Source organism: Chryseobacterium rhizosphaerae (assembly GCF_003385455.1).
GTDB classification, from domain to species: domain Bacteria; phylum Bacteroidota; class Bacteroidia; order Flavobacteriales; family Weeksellaceae; genus Chryseobacterium; species Chryseobacterium rhizosphaerae.
Genome location: NZ_QNUF01000037.1, coordinates 19,031 through 40,340, shown reverse-complemented (window position 1 = coordinate 40,340; position 21,310 = coordinate 19,031). Strand labels below are relative to the sequence as shown.

The 21,310-nt window shown below is 35.8% G+C and carries 19 protein-coding genes, 5 tRNA genes and 1 pseudogene; 16 read left to right on the top strand and 9 right to left on the bottom strand.

Annotated elements, in window-relative coordinates:
* The 4 genes and pseudogenes from DRF57_RS21505 to DRF57_RS21490 form a co-directional block, all read left to right on the top strand.
* Nucleotides 1–1,015: pseudogene (locus DRF57_RS21505) on the top strand (hypothetical protein); the annotation flags it as partial.
* 10 nt (nt 1,016–1,025) lie between these two features.
* On the top strand, nt 1,026–1,985 hold the full coding sequence (locus DRF57_RS21500) for a hypothetical protein (RefSeq protein WP_115920775.1): 960 nt from the start codon (nt 1,026–1,028) through the stop codon (nt 1,983–1,985).
* Nucleotides 1,986–2,097: 112 nt separating this feature from the next.
* On the top strand, nt 2,098–2,451 hold the full coding sequence (locus DRF57_RS21495) for a helix-turn-helix domain-containing protein (protein ID WP_115920773.1): 354 nt from the start codon (nt 2,098–2,100) through the stop codon (nt 2,449–2,451).
* A gap of 97 nt (nt 2,452–2,548) precedes the next feature.
* Nucleotides 2,549–3,229, top strand: a complete 681-nt coding sequence (locus tag DRF57_RS21490) for a hypothetical protein (protein ID WP_115920771.1) — start codon at nt 2,549–2,551, stop codon at nt 3,227–3,229.
* A gap of 152 nt (nt 3,230–3,381) precedes the next feature.
* Here DRF57_RS21490 and DRF57_RS21485 read toward each other — a convergent pair whose 3' ends face one another.
* A complete protein-coding gene (locus tag DRF57_RS21485) occupies nt 3,382–3,615 on the bottom strand; it encodes a hypothetical protein (RefSeq protein ID WP_123863370.1) in 234 nt (77 codons plus the stop codon).
* 748 nt (nt 3,616–4,363) lie between these two features.
* Here DRF57_RS21485 and DRF57_RS21475 point away from each other — a divergent pair.
* The 7 genes from DRF57_RS21475 (at nt 4,364) to DRF57_RS21445 (ending at nt 13,159) form a co-directional block, all read left to right on the top strand.
* Complete coding sequence (locus DRF57_RS21475) at nt 4,364–6,250, top strand: DNA topoisomerase IV subunit B (RefSeq protein WP_047485781.1); 1,887 nt, start codon at nt 4,364–4,366, stop codon at nt 6,248–6,250.
* Nucleotides 6,251–6,275: 25 nt separating this feature from the next.
* Nucleotides 6,276–6,752 (top strand): hypothetical protein, encoded by a 477-nt coding sequence (locus DRF57_RS21470; protein WP_084087539.1) that lies wholly within the window; start codon nt 6,276–6,278, stop codon nt 6,750–6,752.
* Between the two features lie 8 nt (nt 6,753–6,760).
* Nucleotides 6,761–9,349 (top strand): DNA gyrase/topoisomerase IV subunit A, encoded by a 2,589-nt coding sequence (locus DRF57_RS21465; protein ID WP_115920766.1) that lies wholly within the window; start codon nt 6,761–6,763, stop codon nt 9,347–9,349.
* Nucleotides 9,350–9,391: 42 nt separating this feature from the next.
* Nucleotides 9,392–10,033 (top strand): rhomboid family intramembrane serine protease, encoded by a 642-nt coding sequence (locus tag DRF57_RS21460; RefSeq protein WP_047485775.1) that lies wholly within the window; start codon nt 9,392–9,394, stop codon nt 10,031–10,033.
* Between the two features lie 31 nt (nt 10,034–10,064).
* Nucleotides 10,065–11,168 (top strand): helix-turn-helix domain-containing protein, encoded by a 1,104-nt coding sequence (locus DRF57_RS21455; RefSeq protein ID WP_115920764.1) that lies wholly within the window; start codon nt 10,065–10,067, stop codon nt 11,166–11,168.
* Between the two features lie 144 nt (nt 11,169–11,312).
* A complete protein-coding gene (locus tag DRF57_RS21450; protein WP_084087534.1) occupies nt 11,313–12,098 on the top strand; it encodes an SDR family NAD(P)-dependent oxidoreductase in 786 nt (261 codons plus the stop codon).
* Between the two features lie 89 nt (nt 12,099–12,187).
* Entirely contained in the window at nt 12,188–13,159 is a 972-nt protein-coding gene (locus DRF57_RS21445; RefSeq protein ID WP_115920762.1) for an NAD-dependent epimerase/dehydratase family protein, read from the top strand.
* Nucleotides 13,160–13,214: 55 nt separating this feature from the next.
* On the opposite strand, the gene DRF57_RS21440 is transcribed toward DRF57_RS21445, so the two are convergent.
* From DRF57_RS21440 to DRF57_RS21410, 7 genes are all read right to left on the bottom strand, one after another.
* On the bottom strand, nt 13,215–14,678 hold the full coding sequence (locus tag DRF57_RS21440) for an L-type lectin family protein (RefSeq protein ID WP_167449395.1): 1,464 nt from the start codon (nt 14,676–14,678) through the stop codon (nt 13,215–13,217).
* Between the two features lie 85 nt (nt 14,679–14,763).
* Nucleotides 14,764–15,339 carry a hypothetical protein gene (locus DRF57_RS21435; protein WP_115920758.1) on the bottom strand — a complete coding sequence of 192 codons (576 nt, stop codon included), beginning with the start codon at nt 15,337–15,339 and terminating at the stop codon, nt 14,764–14,766.
* A 780-nt stretch (nt 15,340–16,119) separates the two neighbouring features.
* Nucleotides 16,120–16,479 carry a DUF4180 domain-containing protein gene (locus DRF57_RS21430; protein ID WP_047485764.1) on the bottom strand — a complete coding sequence of 120 codons (360 nt, stop codon included), beginning with the start codon at nt 16,477–16,479 and terminating at the stop codon, nt 16,120–16,122.
* A 60-nt stretch (nt 16,480–16,539) separates the two neighbouring features.
* Nucleotides 16,540–17,574 (bottom strand): serine hydrolase domain-containing protein, encoded by a 1,035-nt coding sequence (locus tag DRF57_RS21425; protein WP_115920756.1) that lies wholly within the window; start codon nt 17,572–17,574, stop codon nt 16,540–16,542.
* A gap of 27 nt (nt 17,575–17,601) precedes the next feature.
* Nucleotides 17,602–18,537 carry a peptide chain release factor N(5)-glutamine methyltransferase gene (gene prmC / locus DRF57_RS21420; RefSeq protein ID WP_115920754.1) on the bottom strand — a complete coding sequence of 312 codons (936 nt, stop codon included), beginning with the start codon at nt 18,535–18,537 and terminating at the stop codon, nt 17,602–17,604.
* The gene (yaaA, locus tag DRF57_RS21415) at nt 18,538–19,296 is read right to left on the bottom strand and encodes a peroxide stress protein YaaA (protein WP_115920779.1); all 759 of its coding nucleotides are present in this window, start codon (nt 19,294–19,296) and stop codon (nt 18,538–18,540) included.
* Between the two features lie 255 nt (nt 19,297–19,551).
* Nucleotides 19,552–20,163 (bottom strand): L-threonylcarbamoyladenylate synthase, encoded by a 612-nt coding sequence (locus DRF57_RS21410; RefSeq protein ID WP_115920752.1) that lies wholly within the window; start codon nt 20,161–20,163, stop codon nt 19,552–19,554.
* Between the two features lie 101 nt (nt 20,164–20,264).
* On the opposite strand from DRF57_RS21410, the gene DRF57_RS21405 reads away from it, so the two are divergent.
* The 5 genes from DRF57_RS21405 to DRF57_RS21385 all read left to right on the top strand — a co-directional run bounded on the left by DRF57_RS21405 (nt 20,265) and on the right by DRF57_RS21385 (nt 20,782).
* A tRNA-Met gene (locus DRF57_RS21405) sits at nt 20,265–20,337 on the top strand.
* A gap of 39 nt (nt 20,338–20,376) precedes the next feature.
* Nucleotides 20,377–20,449: transfer RNA gene (locus DRF57_RS21400), tRNA-Met, on the top strand.
* A gap of 38 nt (nt 20,450–20,487) precedes the next feature.
* A tRNA-Met gene (locus DRF57_RS21395) sits at nt 20,488–20,560 on the top strand.
* A 38-nt stretch (nt 20,561–20,598) separates the two neighbouring features.
* Nucleotides 20,599–20,671, top strand: a tRNA-Met gene (locus DRF57_RS21390).
* Nucleotides 20,672–20,709: 38 nt separating this feature from the next.
* Nucleotides 20,710–20,782: transfer RNA gene (locus tag DRF57_RS21385), tRNA-Met, on the top strand.
* A gap of 190 nt (nt 20,783–20,972) precedes the next feature.
* On the opposite strand, the gene DRF57_RS21380 is transcribed toward DRF57_RS21385, so the two are convergent.
* The gene (locus tag DRF57_RS21380) at nt 20,973–21,230 is read right to left on the bottom strand and encodes an Ada metal-binding domain-containing protein (protein ID WP_047491241.1); all 258 of its coding nucleotides are present in this window, start codon (nt 21,228–21,230) and stop codon (nt 20,973–20,975) included.
* Nucleotides 21,231–21,310 lie beyond the last annotated feature (80 nt).

Genomic DNA, 21,310 nt, shown 5'->3' with positions numbered 1-21,310 from the left:
TGATGAAAATATACAGGATCCTATGAATACCCAAAACTATAATAAGTATGGGTATGTGATGAATAATCCACTGATGTATAATGATCCAAGCGGAGAGTTTTTACCGTGGCTTATTGGAGCTATGGTAGGTGGATATTTAGCAGGGGTTCAGGCCAATGGCTCATGGAATCCCGGAAAATGGAACTGGGAAAGCTCCTGGAGCGCGGTACTGGGTGGAGCTATAGGCGGAGCGGCTATTTCCGGGGCATTAGGAAATATAACCAGTAATCCGGGAGCCATTAAAAGCTTTTTACCGGGAATTGTTTCCGGAGGGTTAAACTCCGCATTTAACGGGTCTAATTTCTTAGGAGGAGCTATGGCAGGATTAAGCTATACGGGGACTTTATTTGAAAATAGAATGACGTCTACAGATATGGCTGCCTCTAAGTATATTATTTCTCCTGGCTATAATGATGCAGGCTCTGGAATAGATGATTTAACACCGCAAATGATAGGGCTTTATGCCCATAGGGCGATGTCTGATTATTTTAAAACAGTACCTAGACTGCAAAAGGATTGGTTTCCAGAAGATCTCCAAAAGATCTGGAAGTGGGATCTTAAGCTACGACCAGATTTGTATTATATGAATAATGGGACAAATGCAGTATGGGAGCTCAAACCAATGAGACATTTTATGGAGACATCACTTTCAATGAGAGGAAAATATCAAAATCAGGTATATGCTGATGCCCTTACGATGCTCAAACACGAGAAGTTTTATGTGGGATCATCTCAGGGAGCTCCAATTCCTCCTATAAATGGAAGGATAGCAACCGATTTTAAAACAGGTTATCAATTTAACTATACTGTTCCTATTGGAACTGATGGTATGATTTATTATAATTGTATAAACTGCCAAAATCGTCAGAGAGATCCGGTAAAACAGAATCAACCTCAAACAGTTAATCAAATGGGAACTGGTTTAGCTGTGGCCTTGTTAATTTTAAATATTGCAGTAAGGTTAATTCCTAATTAAAAATAAATTTATGAACGAATTCGCACATATAGAATTAGATGAAAAAAGGCTTGCAGATCAAACGCTGCAATACATTCTTAAAAATCAAAATACAGGTTTAAGAAGTAGTCTATTCTTAGAAATTTTAGATCCCAGAATAAAATATGGTGATTTGAATGATCATATTGAACTTCTAAAAGAGAGATTATCTCATCTAAAGTTTTTTATTGACTACAATACGGTTGAATTTAAAAATACGCTCACTGGTTTTAGCGATCACACACATCAAACTATTACACTATTAGGGCGTAAAATGTCCGAAAAAGAAAACTTTTCAAAGGAAATATTTTGGGCGAGCCCCAAAGAGGAAGAAGCCTACCATAAAATAAGCCAATTCAACAGTTTTGAAGACAAAATAGTTGATGAAAAGAAGCTTTATAATGTACTAATAAATGGGCCTTTCTTTAATGTAAAAGGATGGATACTGTATTATCAAGCTTTATTAGACTTAAAGTTTGCAGAATTTTCTGAAAAAATTGTTTCTGGAAAAACTATTATTAAATACAGACCTTTTAAAGGGAAATATTTTATAGGAATTGAAACGGATTATCAGTCATGTAAAATTAATTTCAGGAAAGGATGGTGGGAAGAACCGGGATACAAACTAATTATATTTGAAAAGCTTGAGGCAAAAAAGATAACCAAAGTGGTTATTTTTGAAAGGTTTGTACATCCACATTTTGATCCTCCTGCTTTTTCATTTTTATGGTTTTTTGGGTCTAAAACAAGATATGATGTCAGTGATATTGAAACCGTGACAGATGATGGTACAAGGAAAGAGTTTTTAGAGGACGGTACGGTAAGATTGTATAATACTAATAAGTTTGAAGACGATTATAAACGTCATGCCTATTATTATTATGATATGCTTTATCAGACAACAAAGGAATATATAAGGTTTATTGAAGAATCCTTTGATCCTGAAGAATAATTTTTAAAAGAAGCAAGAGTAGGAGTATTCCTACTTTTGTTTTCTTTATCCTAAATAATATTGATGAATAGTATATTATTCCAATATGGTGTTTAATTAAACTCATATAATTATGGCCCCTACAAAACTAGAGATTGTCAGGAAACAAAAGAATGTAACTCAAAAGGAGTTAGCGGATATTTTGCCTACTGATGTATCCAACTATTCCAGAAAAGAGAGAGGATTGGTGAAAATATATGATAGTGAATGGGAAAAGCTGGCCGCCGCATTAGGTGTTTGTGTTGAAGACATAAAAGAAGTTAGAGACCATAAAGGGAATTTTATTTCTGTCTCTAAAAAAAGATCACTTCGTAAAGATTTGATCATAGAAAAACTTCAGAAGTACATTATCTTATTAGAGAAACAAAATCAGGAATTAAAAGAAGAGATTAAGCATCTGCTAACAAAAGATATAAATAGCATCTGAACACGATGCTATTTTTTAATATCCTTCCTTTAGAATAAATAAAAAGTGTTTCCTTTATTTGTGATTTATTATTATATTTGGTATAAATCAGATAATTATGGGATACTATTTGATAAATAACGAAGATAAAACAAGCAATCCTTTCTCTGCCTATGTAGAAAAGTTAGAAGATTTGATATACCATATTGAAGGCGAGGTTAATGATGCTCTTATAGTGGCTGGTTCTCTGGATTCCGCTCCCTTCTATCTTAGAGATTCTGATGAATATAAAAACTTATGTCATGAGAAATTCAGAAATGGACTTCTGGCCCAGGCAATATTCAAAGAGGAGGCAAGAAAACAAAAATTCATTGTAGAACTAGTTCCTCAGGATAGTGAGAGTTTTTCAGATTATAACATCATCGATTCCTTTACGGTAAAACGAGCTGATTATGTTATTAAAAATTGTAAGGATATTGAAGTTGAAGTGAAATGTCTGTCTTTTTATACAAGTAAAAACAGATCTTATTTCTACATAAGATATCATGAACTAATGAAACTCGAAAGAATGAATAGTATCATTGGAAAGAAAACAGTTCTTGCGATATTCGATCAGACCGAAGTGAAATTCCCGGAAGCTTCTTTGAAAATGATTGAGTTATCTACTATATTCAGGGAAAATAAAAAATCTGTGATCTATGATAAAGACACAAAATGCTTCAAAATACCCTTGGAATTGACGTCTTCAGGATTGGATATTTTGGAAAATTACAGAATAAACAAAGAACTCTATAAATAGAGCTTAAATGATTAAAAAATCCCTCCTGAGCTTGGCCAAGAGGGATTTTATTTTAAATCAACCATTATAATTGTATTTGTTTATGGTATTCTTTTTTTAATAATTTCGGAGTATTTCCGACGGTGTGGTAAACGAAAAAATATGTTTGTGGGCTACAGGGCCGAAAAATTGAGTTCTATACGCTCAAATTTGCCCTCAGAATTCTGTTTTTCAAAATCATATTGGTAACCCTTTAAAAAATTACTGTAACTCTGTTTTAAGAGCCTTAAACCTTCCTTCCATCTTACGTCATCAAAACGGGTTTCATGGCTCAATAAATTCATTACACTGGCATAATCAAAGTCACCTTTTTTATTTTTCACCAAGAAGCCAATTGAAGTCTTCACATCCAATATATTTAAAAGTATGAAGTCGGATTTCTGGATAGTCTCAAAACAGAAATAGCCTTCTGTTTATGGAAGGCTATTAAAATGACAATACAAATAATTATTATAAAAAAATTCTTTTCAAATGTAATAGGAATATCAATACAAAAAAACATATTTCTCTAAATAGTGAATTTAAAACATGTAATAATTTCCTTAATAGAATCTTTTAAACATTTGAATTGTTTTCTTTATTATATTTTAACAAAAAAAGTCTTCCATAAATACATGGAAGACTAACAAAACACTAATTGTGACGAAAAAAATCACATTTGTTTACACTAGTCATTATTAAAAATTAAATATAACAAGTCTCTCTTAATTGAATTTCAAGAGGGATTTTGTTTTCTATAAATTGTACTGTTTAAACTCTTTTCCATCAAAGCGAAATAGCCCATTATCGCTTCCTATCCAGATGAAACCGTTGAGGTCCTGGCTTAATGTGTAGGTATATGAGCTATTCAGTCCTTCCTCTTCGCCATAATTTACCAATCCGGGGATTTGTGCAAAAAATACTGATGATAAAGAAAAAAAAATAGCAGTTATGAGGAAAATAAATATATTTTTCACGTGATCATGAATAATAACGTAAAGGTATGACTTGGATGATAATAATGCAAAATATGATTACAAATACTAAAAAACAGATTGAAAAAATTCGGATAATTTTCTACAATTTCGTACTTTTGTATGTTTGCTGAAATCATATATGTCACAAGAAATAAATCCAACCTACTCAGAAGATAATATCAGAACCCTCGATTGGCAGGAACATATCCGTCTGCGCCCCGGCATGTACATCGGGAAGCTTGGAGATGGGTCCTCTGCTGATGATGGTATTTATATTTTACTTAAAGAAATTCTGGACAACTCCATTGATGAGTTCAGGATGAGATCCGGTAAAAGAATTGAAATAAAAGTGGATGACGGTAAAGTTACGATCCGTGACTTTGGCCGTGGAATTCCATTGGGAAAAGTGGTAGATGCCGTTTCCAAAATGAATACCGGTGGTAAATACGACAGTAAGGCGTTTAAAAAGTCGGTCGGACTGAATGGAGTAGGTACCAAAGCCGTAAATGCCCTTTCAGATTATTTCAGAGTACGGTCTTTCCGTGACGGAAAAATGAAGGTTGCTGAATTTTCCCGTGGAATGATCACGGAAAATTTTGAAGAAAAAGAAACTTCGGACAGAAATGGTACCGAAATCTCATTCATTCCTGATGGTGAGATATTCCTGCATTTTAAATACAGAAAAGAGTACATCGAAAGAATGCTCCGCAACTATGCTTATCTGAATCCAGGACTGAAAATTCTTTTTAACGGTGAAACCTATTTTTCTGAAAATGGTCTGAAGGACTTATTGGAAGAAGAACTTGAAAGTGATACCCTTTATCCTATCGTTCATCTGAAGGACGAGGATATTGAAGTAGCAATAACCCACTCCGATAAATCTCAGACGGAAACTTATTTTTCATTCGTAAACGGACAGAATACGACTCAGGGAGGAACGCATCTCAATGCATTTCGTGAAGCATATGTGAAGACTATTCGTGAATTTTTCAATAAAAATTTTGATGCTTCCGACATCCGGAAATCTATCATTGCTGCTATCTCCATCAATGTAGAAGAGCCGGTGTTTGAATCCCAGACCAAAACAAAATTAGGATCTAATGATATGGGACCCAATGGCCCTACCGTAAGAACCTTTATTATTGATTTCCTGAAAAGCAAGCTTGACAATTTCCTGCACAAAAACCCGGAAATTGCGGAAGCGATCCAGAGAAAGATATTGATTTCCGAAAGAGAAAGAAAAGAACTTTCGGGAATTCAGAAACTGGCAAGAGAAAGAGCTAAAAAAGTGTCTCTTCACAATAAAAAGCTTCGCGATTGCAGACAGCATTATAACGATCAGAAAGCAGAAAGAAAAGGCGATAGCCAAATATTCATTACCGAGGGTGATTCTGCATCAGGATCCATCACAAAATCCAGAGATGTGGAAACGCAGGCTGTATTTTCACTAAAAGGAAAACCTTTGAACTGCTACGGATTAACCAAAAAAGTAGTGTATGAAAATGAAGAATTCAACCTGCTTCAGGCTGCTTTAAATATTGAGGAAAGTCTTGAAGACCTTAGGTATAATCAGGTAATTATAGCAACCGATGCCGATGTCGATGGGATGCACATCCGTTTATTGATGATCACATTCTTCCTGCAGTTTTTTCCTGATCTGATCAAAAATAACCACCTGTATATTCTGCAGACCCCGTTATTCAGAGTGAGAAATAAAAAGGAAACAAGATACTGCTATACTGAAGCAGAAAGAATAAAAGCTTTAAATGAACTTGGGAAAAATCCTGAAATTACCCGATTTAAAGGACTGGGAGAAATCTCTCCGGATGAATTTAAACATTTCATCGGAAAAGATATCCGCTTAGAGCCTGTAGTCATTGGGAAAGATCAGACCATAGACCAGCTTCTGGAATTTTATATGGGAAAAAATACACCGGACAGGCAGACATTTATCCTGGAAAATCTGGTGGTGGAAGAAACGGATATTGATAAGAAAGAAGCTTTGGATGAAGTAAGCAACTCTTAAAACTTACAATAAACATGAAAATTAAATGAGACTAAGTAACCGTAACAAAGCATCGTTGTATAATTTTATCAATACGTTGCTCCTTATGATGGTTGTACTGGGAATAGTTAGTTTTTTAGCAAATGAATATAGGTTTAATGTATTGAAAAATGAAAGCTATTTACTGATTCTGGTTCCAGTTCTGATGTTGTTCATCTTCCATCTTAACGGACGACAGATTTTTGAATATGACAGTGATGGAGAAGCCCTGAATTTTAAAAATAGAAATATTATTCCTTTTTTGAATACTCCTCTGTATGATGAGTTTCCAAAATATAAACTGATAAAATATGATGTAATCACTATTCTCTTTATCAAAAGACTATATATTACCATTTCAAGTAAGAATAACGGTTCTACCGTACTGAAATACCAGATCTCTTATTTGACCGGAAAAGAAGTAAATGATTTAAAACTCTCTCTGAACAAAGTAGTGAAAGCTAATAAAGAGAAAAAAGATTAAAAATAAAAATGACAGAAGAATATTCGCATGAGGGTGAAAGCTTAAAGAAAGTTTCCGGACTTTATAAAGACTGGTTTCTGGATTATGCTTCCTATGTAATTCTTGATAGAGCTATCCCTTCGGTGTATGACGGGCTGAAACCTGTTCAGCGTAGGATTATGCACTCTATGAGAGAACTGGAAGATGGCCGGTATAATAAAGTAGCTAATATTGTAGGAAATACCATGAAATATCACCCTCACGGTGATGCTTCAATTACGGATGCCATGGTGCAGATCGGGCAAAAAGAAATCCTGATAGATACCCAGGGAAACTGGGGAAATATCTATACGGGAGATTCTGCCGCTGCCGCAAGGTATATTGAAGCCAGGCTGACTCCTTTTGCACTGGAAGTGGTATTTAATCCCAAAACAACAGAATGGGCAAAATCCTATGATGGCAGAAATAATGAACCTATTGATCTTCCGGTAAAATTCCCCCTGCTTTTGGCTCAGGGAGTGGAAGGAATTGGGGTAGGACTTTCCACCAAAATACTTCCTCACAATTTTAATGAGCTGATCAATGCTTCGGTGGCGTATTTAAAAGGAAAGAGATTTGAAATATTTCCGGACTTTCTAACTGCCGGTTATCTGGATGTTTCCGAATATAATGATGGCCACAGAGGAGGTAAAGTAAGAGCGAGAGCAAAAATTACCCAGACAGATAAACACCTTCTGGTTATTTCTGAGCTTCCTTATTCCAAGACTACGAGCGATCTGATAGATTCTATCTTAAAAGCCAACGAGAAAGGGAAGATCAAAATCAAGAAAATTGAGGACAACACTTCGGATAAAGTGGAAATCCTGATCCACATTCATCATGATGTTTCACCGGATAAGACTATTGATGCACTGTATGCATTTACAGACTGTCAGGTAACTATTTCTCCCAATGCATGTGTAATTGTAGGAGATAAGCCCATGTTTATGAATGTTTCGGAAATTCTGAAAATGAATACGGATCATACGGTTTCTTTACTTAAAAAAGAACTCGAAATTGAGCTTCATGAACTTCAGGAAAACTGGCATTTCTCTTCATTAGAAAGAATTTTCATTGAAAACAGAATCTACCACGACATTGAAGAGGTAAAAACCTGGGATGATGTACTAAAAACAATAGATAAAGGGTTAAAACCTCATACCAAACATCTTTTAAGGGCAGTAACGGAAGAAGATATTTTAAGATTAACGGAGATCCGGATCAAGAGAATTTCGAGATTCGATTTAGATAAATTTAAAGAAAATATTGCTGCTCTTGAAGGGAAAATAGAACAGGTAAAATATAACCTGGCTCATCTGATTCCTTATGCTATTGAGTATTATTTAAATATTCAGAAGAAGTATGGGAAGGATAAGCAGAGAAAAACAGAACTTAGAATCTTCGATACAATTGACGCGACAAAAGTAGCCGTAGCTAACGAAAAATTCTATGCCAATTTTGAAGAAGGATTCATCGGAACATCCCTGAAGAAAGATCAGTATATGTTTGATTGTTCTGATATTGATGATATCATTACTTTCAGAAAGGATGGAAGCATGAAAGTGGTAAAAGTAGAAGCTAAAACATTTATTGGCAAAGACATTCTGCATGTGGCAATCTGGAAGAAGAATGATAAAAGGACTGTATATAATATGATTTACCGTGAAGGTAGAGATGGTCCTTATTATATGAAACGTTTTTCTGTAACCGGAGTAACAAGAAATACAGATTATCCTTTAGCTTCAGATAAAAAAGGTTCAGAGATGCTGTATTTTTCAGCTAATCCCAATGGGGAAGCGGAGACTGTAACAGTACTTTTAAAACCGAATCCAAGGATCAGAAAAAATAAAATGGAAATCAACTTCTCCGAACTTGCCATTAAGGGAAGAGATTCCAAAGGAAACCTTGTGACGAAATATGCCGTGAAAAAAGTTGATATGAAGGAAGAGGGAGTTTCTACCCTCGCCCCGAGAAAGATATGGTTCGATGATACGGTAAGAAGGCTGAATGCAGATGCAAGAGGAACTTTATTAGGCAGTTTCAAAGGAGATGACAAGATTCTGACCATTAATACCAATGGAGAGGTAAAACTGGTTTCTTTCGACCTGGGTAACCGTTTTGATGACGAATACTTAGTGCTTGAAAAATGGAGACCCGGACAGGCAATTACCTGTATTTATTATGACGGAGAGAAAGATATGTACTTTATCAAGAGATTCTTATTGGAAAATACCGTTAATGTACAGACTTTCATGCCTTCAGAACATCCTAAATCGTTCATTGAGAATGTAATTGTGGCCAACGAAGCAACAGCAGAGATTATTTTTGCTAAAGATAAAGGAAAAGATCGCGAACCTGAGACCATTGCTATTGATGAATTTATTGCTGTAAAAGGAATAAAAGCAATTGGAAATCAGTTCACGAAATTTAAAGTGAAAGCAATCAACATCACGGTTCCAGAACCTGTAGAAGAAGAGCCGGAAGTGTATGAAGAGCCGGAACAGACAGGAGATATGGATGAAGATGGTGGGGTCATCGGTGATCTGTTTCAGGATGGAGAGAATAATGAATCTGAATAAATAAAGAATTTCAGGTCAAAAAAATAGATAAAAAAACATCAGATGAATATAGTTGTTTTAATTATAATGGCTGTTACATGTATTTTTAGTTACATGGGACTCAACAATACCAGTTTATTTGAAAAATATAAATTTAATGTTGGGGCTATTGCCAATCGTAAAGAATATATCAGGCTTATCAGTTCTGCATTTTTGCATGCAGATTTTATGCATTTATTTTTTAATATGCTTTCCCTATACTTTTTTCAGGGAGTGGTTATTCACTTCTTTGGAGAAATAGGATTTTTGATCGTGTATTTCGGATCAATGATTCTCGGGAATCTATTCAGTCTGCAGATCTATAAAAAGCAACCCTGGTATTCTGCTATTGGTGCCTCTGGTGCTGTGTCAGGAATTATTTTTGCATCTATTGCAATGGCACCGAATGAAATCAGTGTTAACTTCCTTCCGGGATGGCTGTTTGGAACACTATACTTTGGATATTCAGTATACATGATGCTGAATCCTAAGCAATGGGATAACCTGGGGCATGCTGCTCATTTGGGAGGAGCCTTTTTCGGACTTGTTTATTCTATTGTAATGCACCCACAGCTGGCTATGAGCAATATGCTTTTCTTAGGAGTGATGTCACTGCCATTAATTTATCTGGGATATCAGATCTTTGTCAGGAAAAGAATAGGATAAAACACTATTTTTACTAAAAATATCAAAACCAATGAACACATCAGAATTAAACAGTTTCATCGTGATACTTATCTATGGTTCATTGGTTTTGCTTTCGCTGCTGAAGCTGACCAACCCTTTACAGGTTAACAGAAAGGCCAATTTCTGGTTCGGAATTTTTCTGTTCCTGTGGTCTACCTTTTGGATGGATGAGGTTCTGTTTTTAATTACCGGATCAGCCATTGAGTTCCATTCCCTGTATATAGTGCGGTTTGTCCAGTTTTTAACGCCAATTGTTTTTTATTTCAGCGTGCTGTTCTATACCAATCCTACTTTTACATTTAAAATTACGGATCTTAAATTCCTATTGCTTCCGGCAGCTTTCCTGATATGCCTTTTCCTGATACAGTCTGGTTTTACTAATCCATTTGAATATCTGAGTGTTATTTTGATCCTTATTCAGGCTCTCTTTTATACTGGCCTTTCCTATATCATTATCAGAAAGCATCAAAGAAAGATTCAGCAGTTTTCTTCCAATACGGAAGGAATTAACCTCAACTGGCTGGAATATATTATTGTTGTGCTGTTCATCGTCAATATCATTTATGTGATCTACAACCTGTTTTATGATCCCAAATCTTTAAATTTCTTCATTAATACGGTTTTTTTGCTGGTTATTTACTGGGTAGCTTATTATTCTCTGAAGCAGAAAGAGATTTATCCTCTGGAAGAAAAACAGCGCCAGGAGCTGATCTCTATTGATGAAGATGCTGATGAAGAAGAAGTGAAAAGAAAGTTGATCTCAGACGAAGAATTAGGTAAGATTAAGATTCAGCTGGAAAACATTATGGAGACCGGCAAACCTTATCTGGATAGTGATCTGAACCTGATAAAATTGGCAGAAACACTTGAGGTTTCCAGTCATCATCTGTCTTATGTCATCAATACGGGTTTTGGAAAGAACTTTTTTCAGTATGTGAACGGATACAGAGTGGAGTATGCAAAAGTACTTCTAAAAGATGCTGACAGTAAATTTTCAATTTTAGGAATTGCCTATGAGTCGGGATTCAATTCCAAGACTTCTTTTAATACTACATTCAAAAAACTGACCGGGCAAACTCCTTCTGAATTTAAAAAAATAAGTTCCGATTTATAAATTTTAACTTTCTGTAAATTGTAATAACTTGTAATTCAGTGTTTTAATGTTTTTTAAGGATTGTTTGAAAATGGGTTCATTAAGATAAGTCGGAACATTAAAATTTTACTTCTATAATAGCTTTGTACCATAAAATTTTGTTTTATGGAAACCAAAGAATCATACGCAGTTATCACAGGAGCCAGCCAGGGGCTGGGAAAAGCATTCGCTGAAAATCTGGCTAAGAAAAATATCAACGTTATCCTGGTAAGTCTTCCCCATCAGAATTTAAAAGAACTCACCGAAGAACTTGAAAAAAACTATTCTATAAAAGCCCATTATTATGAAGTAGACCTTTCCGTACATGATAATGTGATGAAACTTACGGCATGGCTTAATCAATCCTTTGAGATTCATATCCTGATCAATAATGCAGGTCTTGGAGGTACCAAAAAGTTTACAGAAGCCAGCTCTGACTATATCAATACTATTCTTCAGGTGAATGTAACTGCTACTTCACTTATTACCCATCAGCTTCTTCCTAATCTTTTAAGGCAGTCGAAAGCTTATATTTTAAATGTTTCAAGCATGGCCGCTTTTTCTCCTATAGGTTTTAAAACAGTATATCCGGCCTCTAAAACCTTTATCCATTCATTTTCCAGAGGATTACATGAAGAACTGAAAGATACCAATGTTTTTGTAAGCGTCGTGAATCCCGGAGCCATGAAAACCAATACGGATGTATGTAAACGAATTGAAAAACAAGGTTTTTTGGGCAGGCTGACCCTTTTAAATCCTGATAAAGTAGCTTCCTACTGTATTCACCAGTTATTTAAAAAAGATTCCGTAATTATGGTGAACCCAATCAGCTGGCTGATCATGAAAATTTTACCGATATGGATAAAACTTCCGCTGATGACCCAGGCAATAAAAAGAGAAATCGAAGCATAAGACTGACATCATTGAAACTTCATGTATACTATGCTTATATGGAGAAAAATGAGGGGATGCCGAATGGGCTTAAAAAAGATAAGTAACATATGAAAAAAGTTTTTGTAACCGGAGCTACCGGGCTTCTGGGGACCAACGTCATTATTAAATTATTAAAAGATGGTTATTTTGTTATTGCTCTGGTGCGCCAGAAAAGCAAGTATTTGGGTGAAGAAGACAAAAATCTGAAGCTGATTGAAGGTGATCTGGCTGCCGATCTCTCATTATTTCTCAAAGAAGTAGACTGCTTCATCCATATTGCTGCGGAAACCCGTCAGGATCTTCTCAGCTATGAAGATTATAAGAACATAAATTATGATATGGTTGTGAAGGTCTTTACCCAGGCAAAAGTCTGTGGGATCAAAAGATTCCTGTTTATAAGTTCTGCCAATACATTAGGCCATGGTAGTGTAGAAAATCCCGGGAATGAGCAAAAAATTCAACATTACCCATTTACAAAATCTCACTATGCACAAAGTAAAGTGGAAGCAGAAAATTATCTTTTACAACATCGTAACATCATGGATATTGTTATTCTTAATCCTACTTTTATGATAGGAGCTTACGACAGCAAACCCAGTTCCGGCAAAATAATCTTTTGGGCCTGGAAAAAGAAACTCGTTTTCTATCCAAAAGGTGGAAAAAACTTTGTTCACGCAGAAGATGCCGCCAATGGAGTAGTAGAGGCTGTTAAGAAAGGGAAAAATGGGGAGAAATATTTACTGGCTCAAGAAAACCTTAGTTATAAGGAGTTTTTTATGAAAGTAAATAAAATCACTGATCAGAATCCGGTGATGATCCCGATTCCCAATACGATCCTCAAGATCTTAGGATGGATAGGAGATGGCTTAAGAAAATTAAACATCAAAACGAATCTTTGCTCGCCCCATATGAAAGCCCTGCAGATTTGTAATTATTATTCTAACCAGAAATCGGTAAATGAGCTGGGGATCAAGTATCAATCCATTGATAAAGCAATCAAAGATGCGGTTCAGTATTTTACTAAAAACAATACGTATTGACCTTCATTCTGTAAAAAATAAAAAAACCAGCTCTTAAAAGCTGGTTTTTATCAGATTATCTTGTGATTTTCTGAGTTACATTTTTGTTGGAAATAACGCAGGCTTTGCTGCAGTTATTTGCACTTGAAATATTAACCTGTACCAGTGCCGGCAACGATCTGTATTCTTCATTATTGTAAGGAGCTTCAGTACCATTGCTTCCACCACCTTTAATATCATATTGTATTTGGGCAACTCCTGTAAACCCAACCGCAGGCTTGAAAGAAAGCGCTCCAGTAGTGGGTAAATAGGTCCATGTCCCTTGACTGTTCGTATAAACGCCGCCTGTTATATTAGGAATTACAGCGCCATTATTATCCAAAAATCGGAATGAATTAAAATCAAGGTTGTTATATGAAAGTGTTGGCGGATTTTGACCGTTTGCTGAAGAATAAGCCGCATCATTAAGCAAAGGATAATAGGTTGATTTTATCCCAGGGCATCCCGCAAACAGATCATCTGTTACTTCAGCAGCATAAGGTCTGGTCACCCCTAAGTTTCTCAATAAGTGTATGTTTTTAGCCGCTCCTGTAGAAGCCGCAAAACCAATTCTAAAAGTAGAAGGAGGTGAGGTATCCAGCGTTCTTACCGTATTGTTGGATATGGTAGTCTCAGTATATTTCAGAGAAGTTGGATAATAATAATTATCGATCACTTTTTCTTTCACAGTTCCATGCTGTATTTCCAGGGTTACATTGTAACCACCGGAAGGATTGGGCACTAATGTGACATATGCTTTACGGAATCTTGCGTCATTTTCATTGAGAGGAAAGGTCGTTCCACCACTTTCAATGCTGAATTGCTGAAGAGTCGTGTTTTTAATACCGACAAACTTTCCTGTTGTAGTATCCAGATAAGCAGATCTGTTGGTACTGGAAGGGGAGGCATTGGTAGCTGTACTGTAAAGTAATGGATAGCCATTATATCCAGCAGGCTCTGCCGACGACAGATATTGATTTCCGCGTTTACCTCTTAAAGAAATATTGCTTCGTCCATCAGCTAATCCCACTCCAAAAATTCCATTTCTAACCCTTTCTCTCTGATTAAAGCTTGTTTTAAAATTTCCGTATTCATCCAGACCTATTCCTAAATAGGCCCCTCTAAGTCCTTCTGTAGACTCGCCTCCACGTACAAAACTATATCCTAATCCACCACCAAAGTATCCGAGATTAAGTTGGGTTTTAGGGATAGATCCGTCTACTAAGAATATAGAGATTCCATCGCCTCCATTGGTATTTCCTCCATAAATGGCAAATTCAAATTCGAATTTGATTCCCTGATCACTTTTGAATATTTTATCAGCCAGGATTACCCCTCCTGAAATATTATTTACGCTTCGGGTCAGTCGTAATCCGTCTGTAGTAAACGTAGCATCATTCTGGACACCGCTTGTTGCTACTTTATAGGCTTCCTGAGGCTGTACCCCTTGCGTAAAGTTAACAAAATACGGATATCCGGTTCCCTGTTCATTCTGCGCCATGATATTTTGGGAGAAAATGAACAATGAAAAAGTGAGCAAAAATCTTTTGTATCTTACAATTGAGGTACTTTTTATCATAACTCAATTATTTGACAACAAAAACAATATTAATAAAAGAACAGTCTGTAGCCGCTGCTTTTACATCGTATTTCATGACTCCGTCATCAGAAATCGTAATATTACTGAATACATTAGGATCAGCATCCGTTACATAATAGTAAAGATCTTTGCTGGATGGGAAAAAAGGAATAGATGCCGGAGCGCTCGTGCTCTTTGCCTTTGGAGATCCGAACTGTGTTTTATATAATGTATATAGGTCTTTAGTTCTGCCAGTTGCTGTGGCAGAAGTATCAAAAGAAACACTAGGCATGTAAAACATTTTTACTGCATTACTGCTGATACATAACCAATCAGGCTTGGAAGGTGTTCCTATATTTTGGCTCAAACATTTTTTGTCGGTATCATATATTAAAAGAGAATTGGCGGGATTGGAAATGGCATCCCTTTTTGCAGTGCTCAGCCTGGGAATCAACATTCCTTTATCTTGGCTATATACATCTAAAACTGCGCTTTGATCAGGGTTGGGAGTATTTATCCCTACCTGTGCGAATGTAAAAGAACTTAGTAAAAAAAATGAAATTTGTAAGAAAAAACTTTTCATCGTTAATGAATTTATTTATGTTAATGATAATTTAGTTAACAACATGAATTGTTAAAAGTATCCCTGTACTTTTAAATTAAAAAAATGGTTTTCGTTTTTAGTTTCGGATAGCGTATTGTTCCGCAGATAATTTTTATAACAATTCCTTAGAATATGTTACAGTGTCGAATGTTGAGCGTATAAACACGAATCTTAACCACATTAAAAACGTAAAGTTTTTATTGTTAAGGTGTTTTTTTGCTATTGTTGATTTTTGCTAAGAGAATTATAAATGTGTTAGCAATAAGTCTACTATGTCGGACTTTTAATGGTATGTGAAATAATGATATTCATAATGCTTGTGTTTCTACAAAAGTACGAATAATTCATTTTATTTCAGCGTATTATTGTGATTAAAATTTTATTAAATTATTTTTTTAGTTAAAATGTTATTTTAGACTTAATTTTTTACCTATTATACAATTTGTTTAGTTTTATTTTATTTTTACTGGCATAAGAAACTAATCCACTAAATTGATTTTTTTAATTATTGAGTGGAATTTAGCTCCAGAATATAAACTTAAACACGTTGAATTCTTTATAAGATGCTCTGGAAAATGGAGAATAAAGAAACCTTTAGACTTTCAATATGAAAGTCAGGGATCAAATAATAAAGTAGATGATGGATGATGACATCAGATACTTTAACGCTGGAGAGCTTTGAGTGATAGGATGTTGTTATGTTTTTGGCTGATGCCTGTTTTGTTGAATATTTGAATTCTCAGGAGAGAATTGAAAATATTATCTGCTTAGATTTTCCAAAGCTTCTTCCAGCATGACAACAAAATTAATATGTTTTGTCTTATTGCTTTCAAAAATAAAATCTTTCATGCTTTGACTCTGATATTGGCTGAAATCTCCTACTATAGCCAGTCCGATACGGTAATTTGAGAATTTTTGCAGTATTTCACCGGCTATTTTTGTCTTCAGATCAAAAAATTCTGGAGTAATATTTTTTTCATAAAGGACGATTTTATCAAATCCCTGATAATAAATATTACCCATGAGGTCCAGACCATCCTGTGCAGACTGAATGAGCATGTCGTCAGAAATTACTTCCGCTATTTTTATATTGTTGATAGTATGTGATTTGATTAACATCGTTATCTGTTTATAAATATCAAAGATAATGCAAACCTTAAAGCTGTAAAAGACCTGTTTTTAATTTTCCTGAATCGCTTTTTTCATATCTTTTAAGAAATCATGCAACGGAAATGCATCCCCCTGATTGGTCAGAGCAATGATGCAGCTGTTATGTTGTAGATCTCTCCAGAATAAAGCCCTGAAACCGTTGAGGCCACCCGTGTGGCTTACCACCTTTCCGCTCCCGGTGTTTTCTATATACCACCCGAATCCATAATTGGAGGTCTCTCCATTGGTTAGAACAGCTGGAGTGTACATGAGAGCTGTATTGGCTTTATTGATCAGTGTGAAATTTCGCAATGCCTGATCATACTGATAAAGATCTCCAGGAGTAGAGTAGATCCCTCCGTCTCCTGTGGTTAAAATTGAATAATCATCAGGTTTTTTGTGTTGGTTATAACCTAAGGCTTTGTTTTCAATAACAGTAGATGAATCATAAACATAAGTATGATTCATTTGTAAAGGGGCAATAATATGCTCAGTAATATATTCTTTATAAGACTTTTGTGAAATATTTTGAATGATCTGAGACAAAATAATATATCCGCTGTTGCTGTATTCAAACTGGCTTCCCGAAGCAAATTCTAGTTTTTTCAGGCTCTTCAGCCAACCGATAACATCCTGGTTAGTCAGTGCTTTTTTACCAGAGAGTAGAGATTCATAATCTTTAATTCCTGAAGTATGATTTAAAAGCTGTCTTATACTGACGTCCTTTGCATATTCAGGAAGTTCCACGTAGTGAGAAGCTTTATCATCATAGTCCAGTAATCCCTTTTCCTGAAGTTGTATAACAGCAGCTGCAGTAAAAGATTTGCTTAATGAAGCTATATAAAAAGAAGTGTTTTTATCCGTTTTTAACCCTTTTTCAATATTACTGAATCCCAATGCAGAATCATATACAGTCTTATTGTTCTTTACCACTAAAACAGAACCATCCAGTTCTCCGTTACGATGATACTGATCAATAACAGCCTGAGGTGTCTGCTGTTTACAGGAGATAAGTTGTAAACCTACTGAAGCACAGATTACAATATTGAATAAGGAAATTTTCATGGGTATACTTTATGGAAGTAAATGTACCTATTTCCTTCCATAGATAAACCTGTCATTGTCAGATAAATCCTTCAATAGCTCTGCCTGGGAAAAATCACTATACAATCCCAAGGTTTCCGGACCCAGCTTCTGATTGATTTCTAAAAATAATAGACCGTGATCATTCAAATACTTTTTACAGTCTTCTGCAATTTTTCTGTAAAAGATCAGGGCATCAGAAGTAGGAGAGAAAAGAGCCATTTTGGGCTCAAATTCTTTTACTGAATCTGCAATCTCAACCTCTTCCTCTATTCCTATATAAGGAGGATTTGAGATAATAATATCATACCTTTCAGCGGGTTCAAAACCAAGATAATCAGCGTGAATGAAGTTGATGTTCAGCTGGTGGAGCTCTGCATTTTTTTGAGCTGTAGATAATGCTTTTTCAGAAAAATCTACCGATGAGACTTCAGCGTCAGGAAAGTGCTTTTTTAACACCAAAGGAATGACACCACTTCCTGTTCCGATATCCAGGATTTTTAGTGTTCTAGTCTCCTTTTTCTCATCATTGGAAGCATGCGGAGCTTTTTCAGTCCACTTTACATCTAAACTTTCAGATTTTATATCGCTACCCATAACATTGGAAAGGTATTTTTTGATCTCAGAAATAGCTATTTCCAGCAGTTCTTCCGTTTCAGGACGGGGAATCAGGACATTTTCATCTACAAAGAATTTCATTCCATAAAACTCTGTTTCACCCAGAATCTGCTGATAAGGTCTTCCGGTCTTCAGTTCGGATACTAAGCTGGAAAGTTGATTTTCATCTTCAATTAAAAGCTCCTGTTCAGAAAATCTTCTTTGCTGAAAATGATCAAAGCCTACAATTTTATGAATAAATAGCGAGGATAAAAAAGCACTTTCCGACTCAGTATAAAGGTCGGAAAGTGTTTCTTTGAAATATTTTTTAAAAGCTGAAATTGTCATCTATCTTGTAAAAACCAGTTTTGTATCTGTAGATTTATCTTCGTCAATTCTGTAACCTTCATAATTGAAGGATTTTACATCGTTGAGCGTTTGGGCATTCGTTTCGGCACAGAACCTCACCACAAGACCTCTCGCATGTTTGGTGTATACCACTATTGTTTTTAGTTTACCGTCTTTTAATTCATAAAAATCAAAATCAACTACGGTGTGATTTAATTTTTTTCGGTCAATGACCTTTCCATATTCATTGCTGGCAAGATGAAGAAGAATTTCTCCTTTTTTCATTTCAGAATTCAGCTGTTCAGTAATTTTTTCTCTCCAGAATGCATATAGGTTTTTATAATGCTCAAACTCAAAAGGACGTCCCATTTCAAGCCTGTAAAGCATTACTTTATCAGAGGGTTTCAAGAGACCATATAATCCGGAAAGCATTCTGTGATTTTTTTGCAGATAATCTATAGAAGCTTTATCAAGGGTTTTGGCATCTAAACCTCTGTACACTTCCCCTGTGAAAGCAAATAGGGCTGGTGCAGACTCTTTGGCAGTAGGTTTGGATTTCCATTTTTGATTTCTTTCCCAGTTTTCATCAGCCAGCTTGGTTGATATTTCCATTAATTCGGAAAGATATTTTGGTGATTTTTCTTTTAAATAAGACTGTATAAGTGCTGCATCTTCAATGAATCTTGGAGTAGAGGATTTCAACAGGTCCGTTGAATTTTCTACGTTCATTAATTTGGCAGGTGATGTTACAATTTTCATAATGTTAAAATACAGATAAGTTTTTTTAATCCATAAATTCAGGGCCATCACAGAAATAAAGTTAATAGTGCAATGGCATTGAACAGAATCTTAAAGTTTGAATGTTTTTCTTAATACAATAGGGCAAAAATTTTTCAATAGGTAAGCGGCAGAACAGAACAGGTAATCACAGCGATACGAAGGCAAAAATGCAAATATGGCCGTATTCTTATGAAATATTCTGTTAAGACGTGATATCTCAGGTATTGAAACGGGCTATACTATTCCTTTCCCCTGACGGATGATTTCCGGTTCTCCTGAAGTAAGATCTACAATGGTAGAAGCTATATTATCACCATATCCCGAGTCAATGACAATATCTACAAGATGGTCGTATTTTTCAGCAATCAGTTCAGGATCTGTAGAGTATTCAATAATTTCATCATCATCCCTTATAGAGGTTGAAGCAATTGGATGTCCTAATTTTTCAACAATAAGCTGCGGAATCGGATGATCCGGAACACGGATACCAATTGTTTTGTGTCCTTTATAAGCTAAAGGTAAACTTTTATTAGCTTCAAGGATAAACGTAAAAGGTCCTGGCAGGTGACTTTTCAGAAACCTGAATATGGAGGTGTCAATAGGTCTCGTAAAGTCAGAAAGATGGCTGAGATCATTACATATTATTGAAAATTTCGCCTTTTCCAGCTTCATTTTTTTCAATTGGGCCAGTTTTTCCATGGCTTTTATATCAAAAATATTACAGCCTAACGCATAAATTGTATCCGAAGGATAGATAATAAGCCCTCCGTTATTGAGTGTTTTAATAACCTCGTTTACAAGATTTTCCTGAGGATTATCCGGGTAGATTTTTAGTATTTTTGCCATAAAACAAAGATACAAATAATAAAATAGTTTTCATAAAAGTCCTTTATTTAAAAGAAAAATTAGGATTTTTAAAAAAAAGTCGTACATTTGCAATCCAATATCGCGGGATGGAGCAGTAGGTAGCTCGTCGGGCTCATAACCCGAAGGTCATCGGTTCGAGTCCGGTTCCCGCTACTAAGTTTAGTGCTTTCGGTAAGCACTCTAAAAATACACCGCGGGATGGAGCAGTAGGTAGCTCGTCGGGCTCATAACCCGAAGGTCATCGGTTCGAGTCCGGTTCCCGCTACTAAGTAAGTGTTTTCGGTAGACACTCTAAAAATACACCGCGGGATGGAGCAGTAGGTAGCTCGTCGGGCTCATAACCCGAAGGTCATCGGTTCGAGTCCGGTTCCCGCTACTAAGTAAGTGTTTTCGGTAGACACTCTAAAAATACACCGCGGGATGGAGCAGTAGGTAGCTCGTCGGGCTCATAACCCGAAGGTCATCGGTTCGAGTCCGGTTCCCGCTACTAAGTAAGTGCTTTCGGTAGGCACTCTAAAAATACACCGCGGGATGGAGCAGTAGGTAGCTCGTCGGGCTCATAACCCGAAGGTCATCGGTTCGAGTCCGGTTCCCGCTACTCAATGAGAGAAGCAATCATGATTGCTTCTCTTTTTTTATTCTTTATCTGCCCACATCAACTAAGAACTCTATAGGATATATTGAATAGGAACGGACTTTAGTCGGTTCAATAAAAAAACAAATTCTCTCAAATGCTTATCTTATTAGTGTGTATAGATTGGTACAACATTCAATATAAGGTTTTCTACTCACCCTTTAGAGCTCATATGTTTCTCTTTCCATTTTTTATATTCATTTTTCATACAGTGTCCACAAGGGCGGAAGTTATTTTGCAGTGCTTCCTGTTCCGTCGCAAAGAAGACTCTGTTTTCTCTTTTCATTCTTTTCCCAGATCTACACTGGAGTAAACCATAGATTTTCAGGTTTTTATTTCCGGCAAAACGAATTTCCAGCGATCGGATTTTGCTTCTTAGTATAGGAGCTGATATTAGGGTATGTTGTATCATTTTTTGGCAAGAGGTTAGAGATTAGAAGAGAAGTAGTACAGGAAGCTGGAAGTCATGACTTCCAGCTTCCTGTACTACGG

Coding starts and splice junctions, on each gene's coding strand:
- DRF57_RS21500 (WP_115920775.1), top strand. CDS start 1,026: ATGAACGAATTCGCACATATAGAATTAGATGAAAAAAGGCTTGCAGAT.
- DRF57_RS21495 (WP_115920773.1), top strand. CDS start 2,098: ATGGCCCCTACAAAACTAGAGATTGTCAGGAAACAAAAGAATGTAACT.
- DRF57_RS21490 (WP_115920771.1), top strand. CDS start 2,549: ATGGGATACTATTTGATAAATAACGAAGATAAAACAAGCAATCCTTTC.
- DRF57_RS21475 (WP_047485781.1), top strand. CDS start 4,364: ATGTCACAAGAAATAAATCCAACCTACTCAGAAGATAATATCAGAACC.
- DRF57_RS21470 (WP_084087539.1), top strand. CDS start 6,276: ATGAGACTAAGTAACCGTAACAAAGCATCGTTGTATAATTTTATCAAT.
- DRF57_RS21465 (WP_115920766.1), top strand. CDS start 6,761: ATGACAGAAGAATATTCGCATGAGGGTGAAAGCTTAAAGAAAGTTTCC.
- DRF57_RS21460 (WP_047485775.1), top strand. CDS start 9,392: ATGAATATAGTTGTTTTAATTATAATGGCTGTTACATGTATTTTTAGT.
- DRF57_RS21455 (WP_115920764.1), top strand. CDS start 10,065: ATGAACACATCAGAATTAAACAGTTTCATCGTGATACTTATCTATGGT.
- DRF57_RS21450 (WP_084087534.1), top strand. CDS start 11,313: ATGGAAACCAAAGAATCATACGCAGTTATCACAGGAGCCAGCCAGGGG.
- DRF57_RS21445 (WP_115920762.1), top strand. CDS start 12,188: ATGAAAAAAGTTTTTGTAACCGGAGCTACCGGGCTTCTGGGGACCAAC.
- DRF57_RS21440 (WP_167449395.1), bottom strand. CDS start 14,678: ATGGCGCAGAATGAACAGGGAACCGGATATCCGTATTTTGTTAACTTT.
- DRF57_RS21435 (WP_115920758.1), bottom strand. CDS start 15,339: ATGAAAAGTTTTTTCTTACAAATTTCATTTTTTTTACTAAGTTCTTTT.
- DRF57_RS21430 (WP_047485764.1), bottom strand. CDS start 16,479: ATGTTAATCAAATCACATACTATCAACAATATAAAAATAGCGGAAGTA.
- DRF57_RS21425 (WP_115920756.1), bottom strand. CDS start 17,574: ATGAAAATTTCCTTATTCAATATTGTAATCTGTGCTTCAGTAGGTTTA.
- prmC (WP_115920754.1), bottom strand. CDS start 18,537: ATGACAATTTCAGCTTTTAAAAAATATTTCAAAGAAACACTTTCCGAC.
- yaaA (WP_115920779.1), bottom strand. CDS start 19,296: ATGAAAATTGTAACATCACCTGCCAAATTAATGAACGTAGAAAATTCA.
- DRF57_RS21410 (WP_115920752.1), bottom strand. CDS start 20,163: ATGGCAAAAATACTAAAAATCTACCCGGATAATCCTCAGGAAAATCTT.
- DRF57_RS21380 (WP_047491241.1), bottom strand. CDS start 21,230: ATGATACAACATACCCTAATATCAGCTCCTATACTAAGAAGCAAAATC.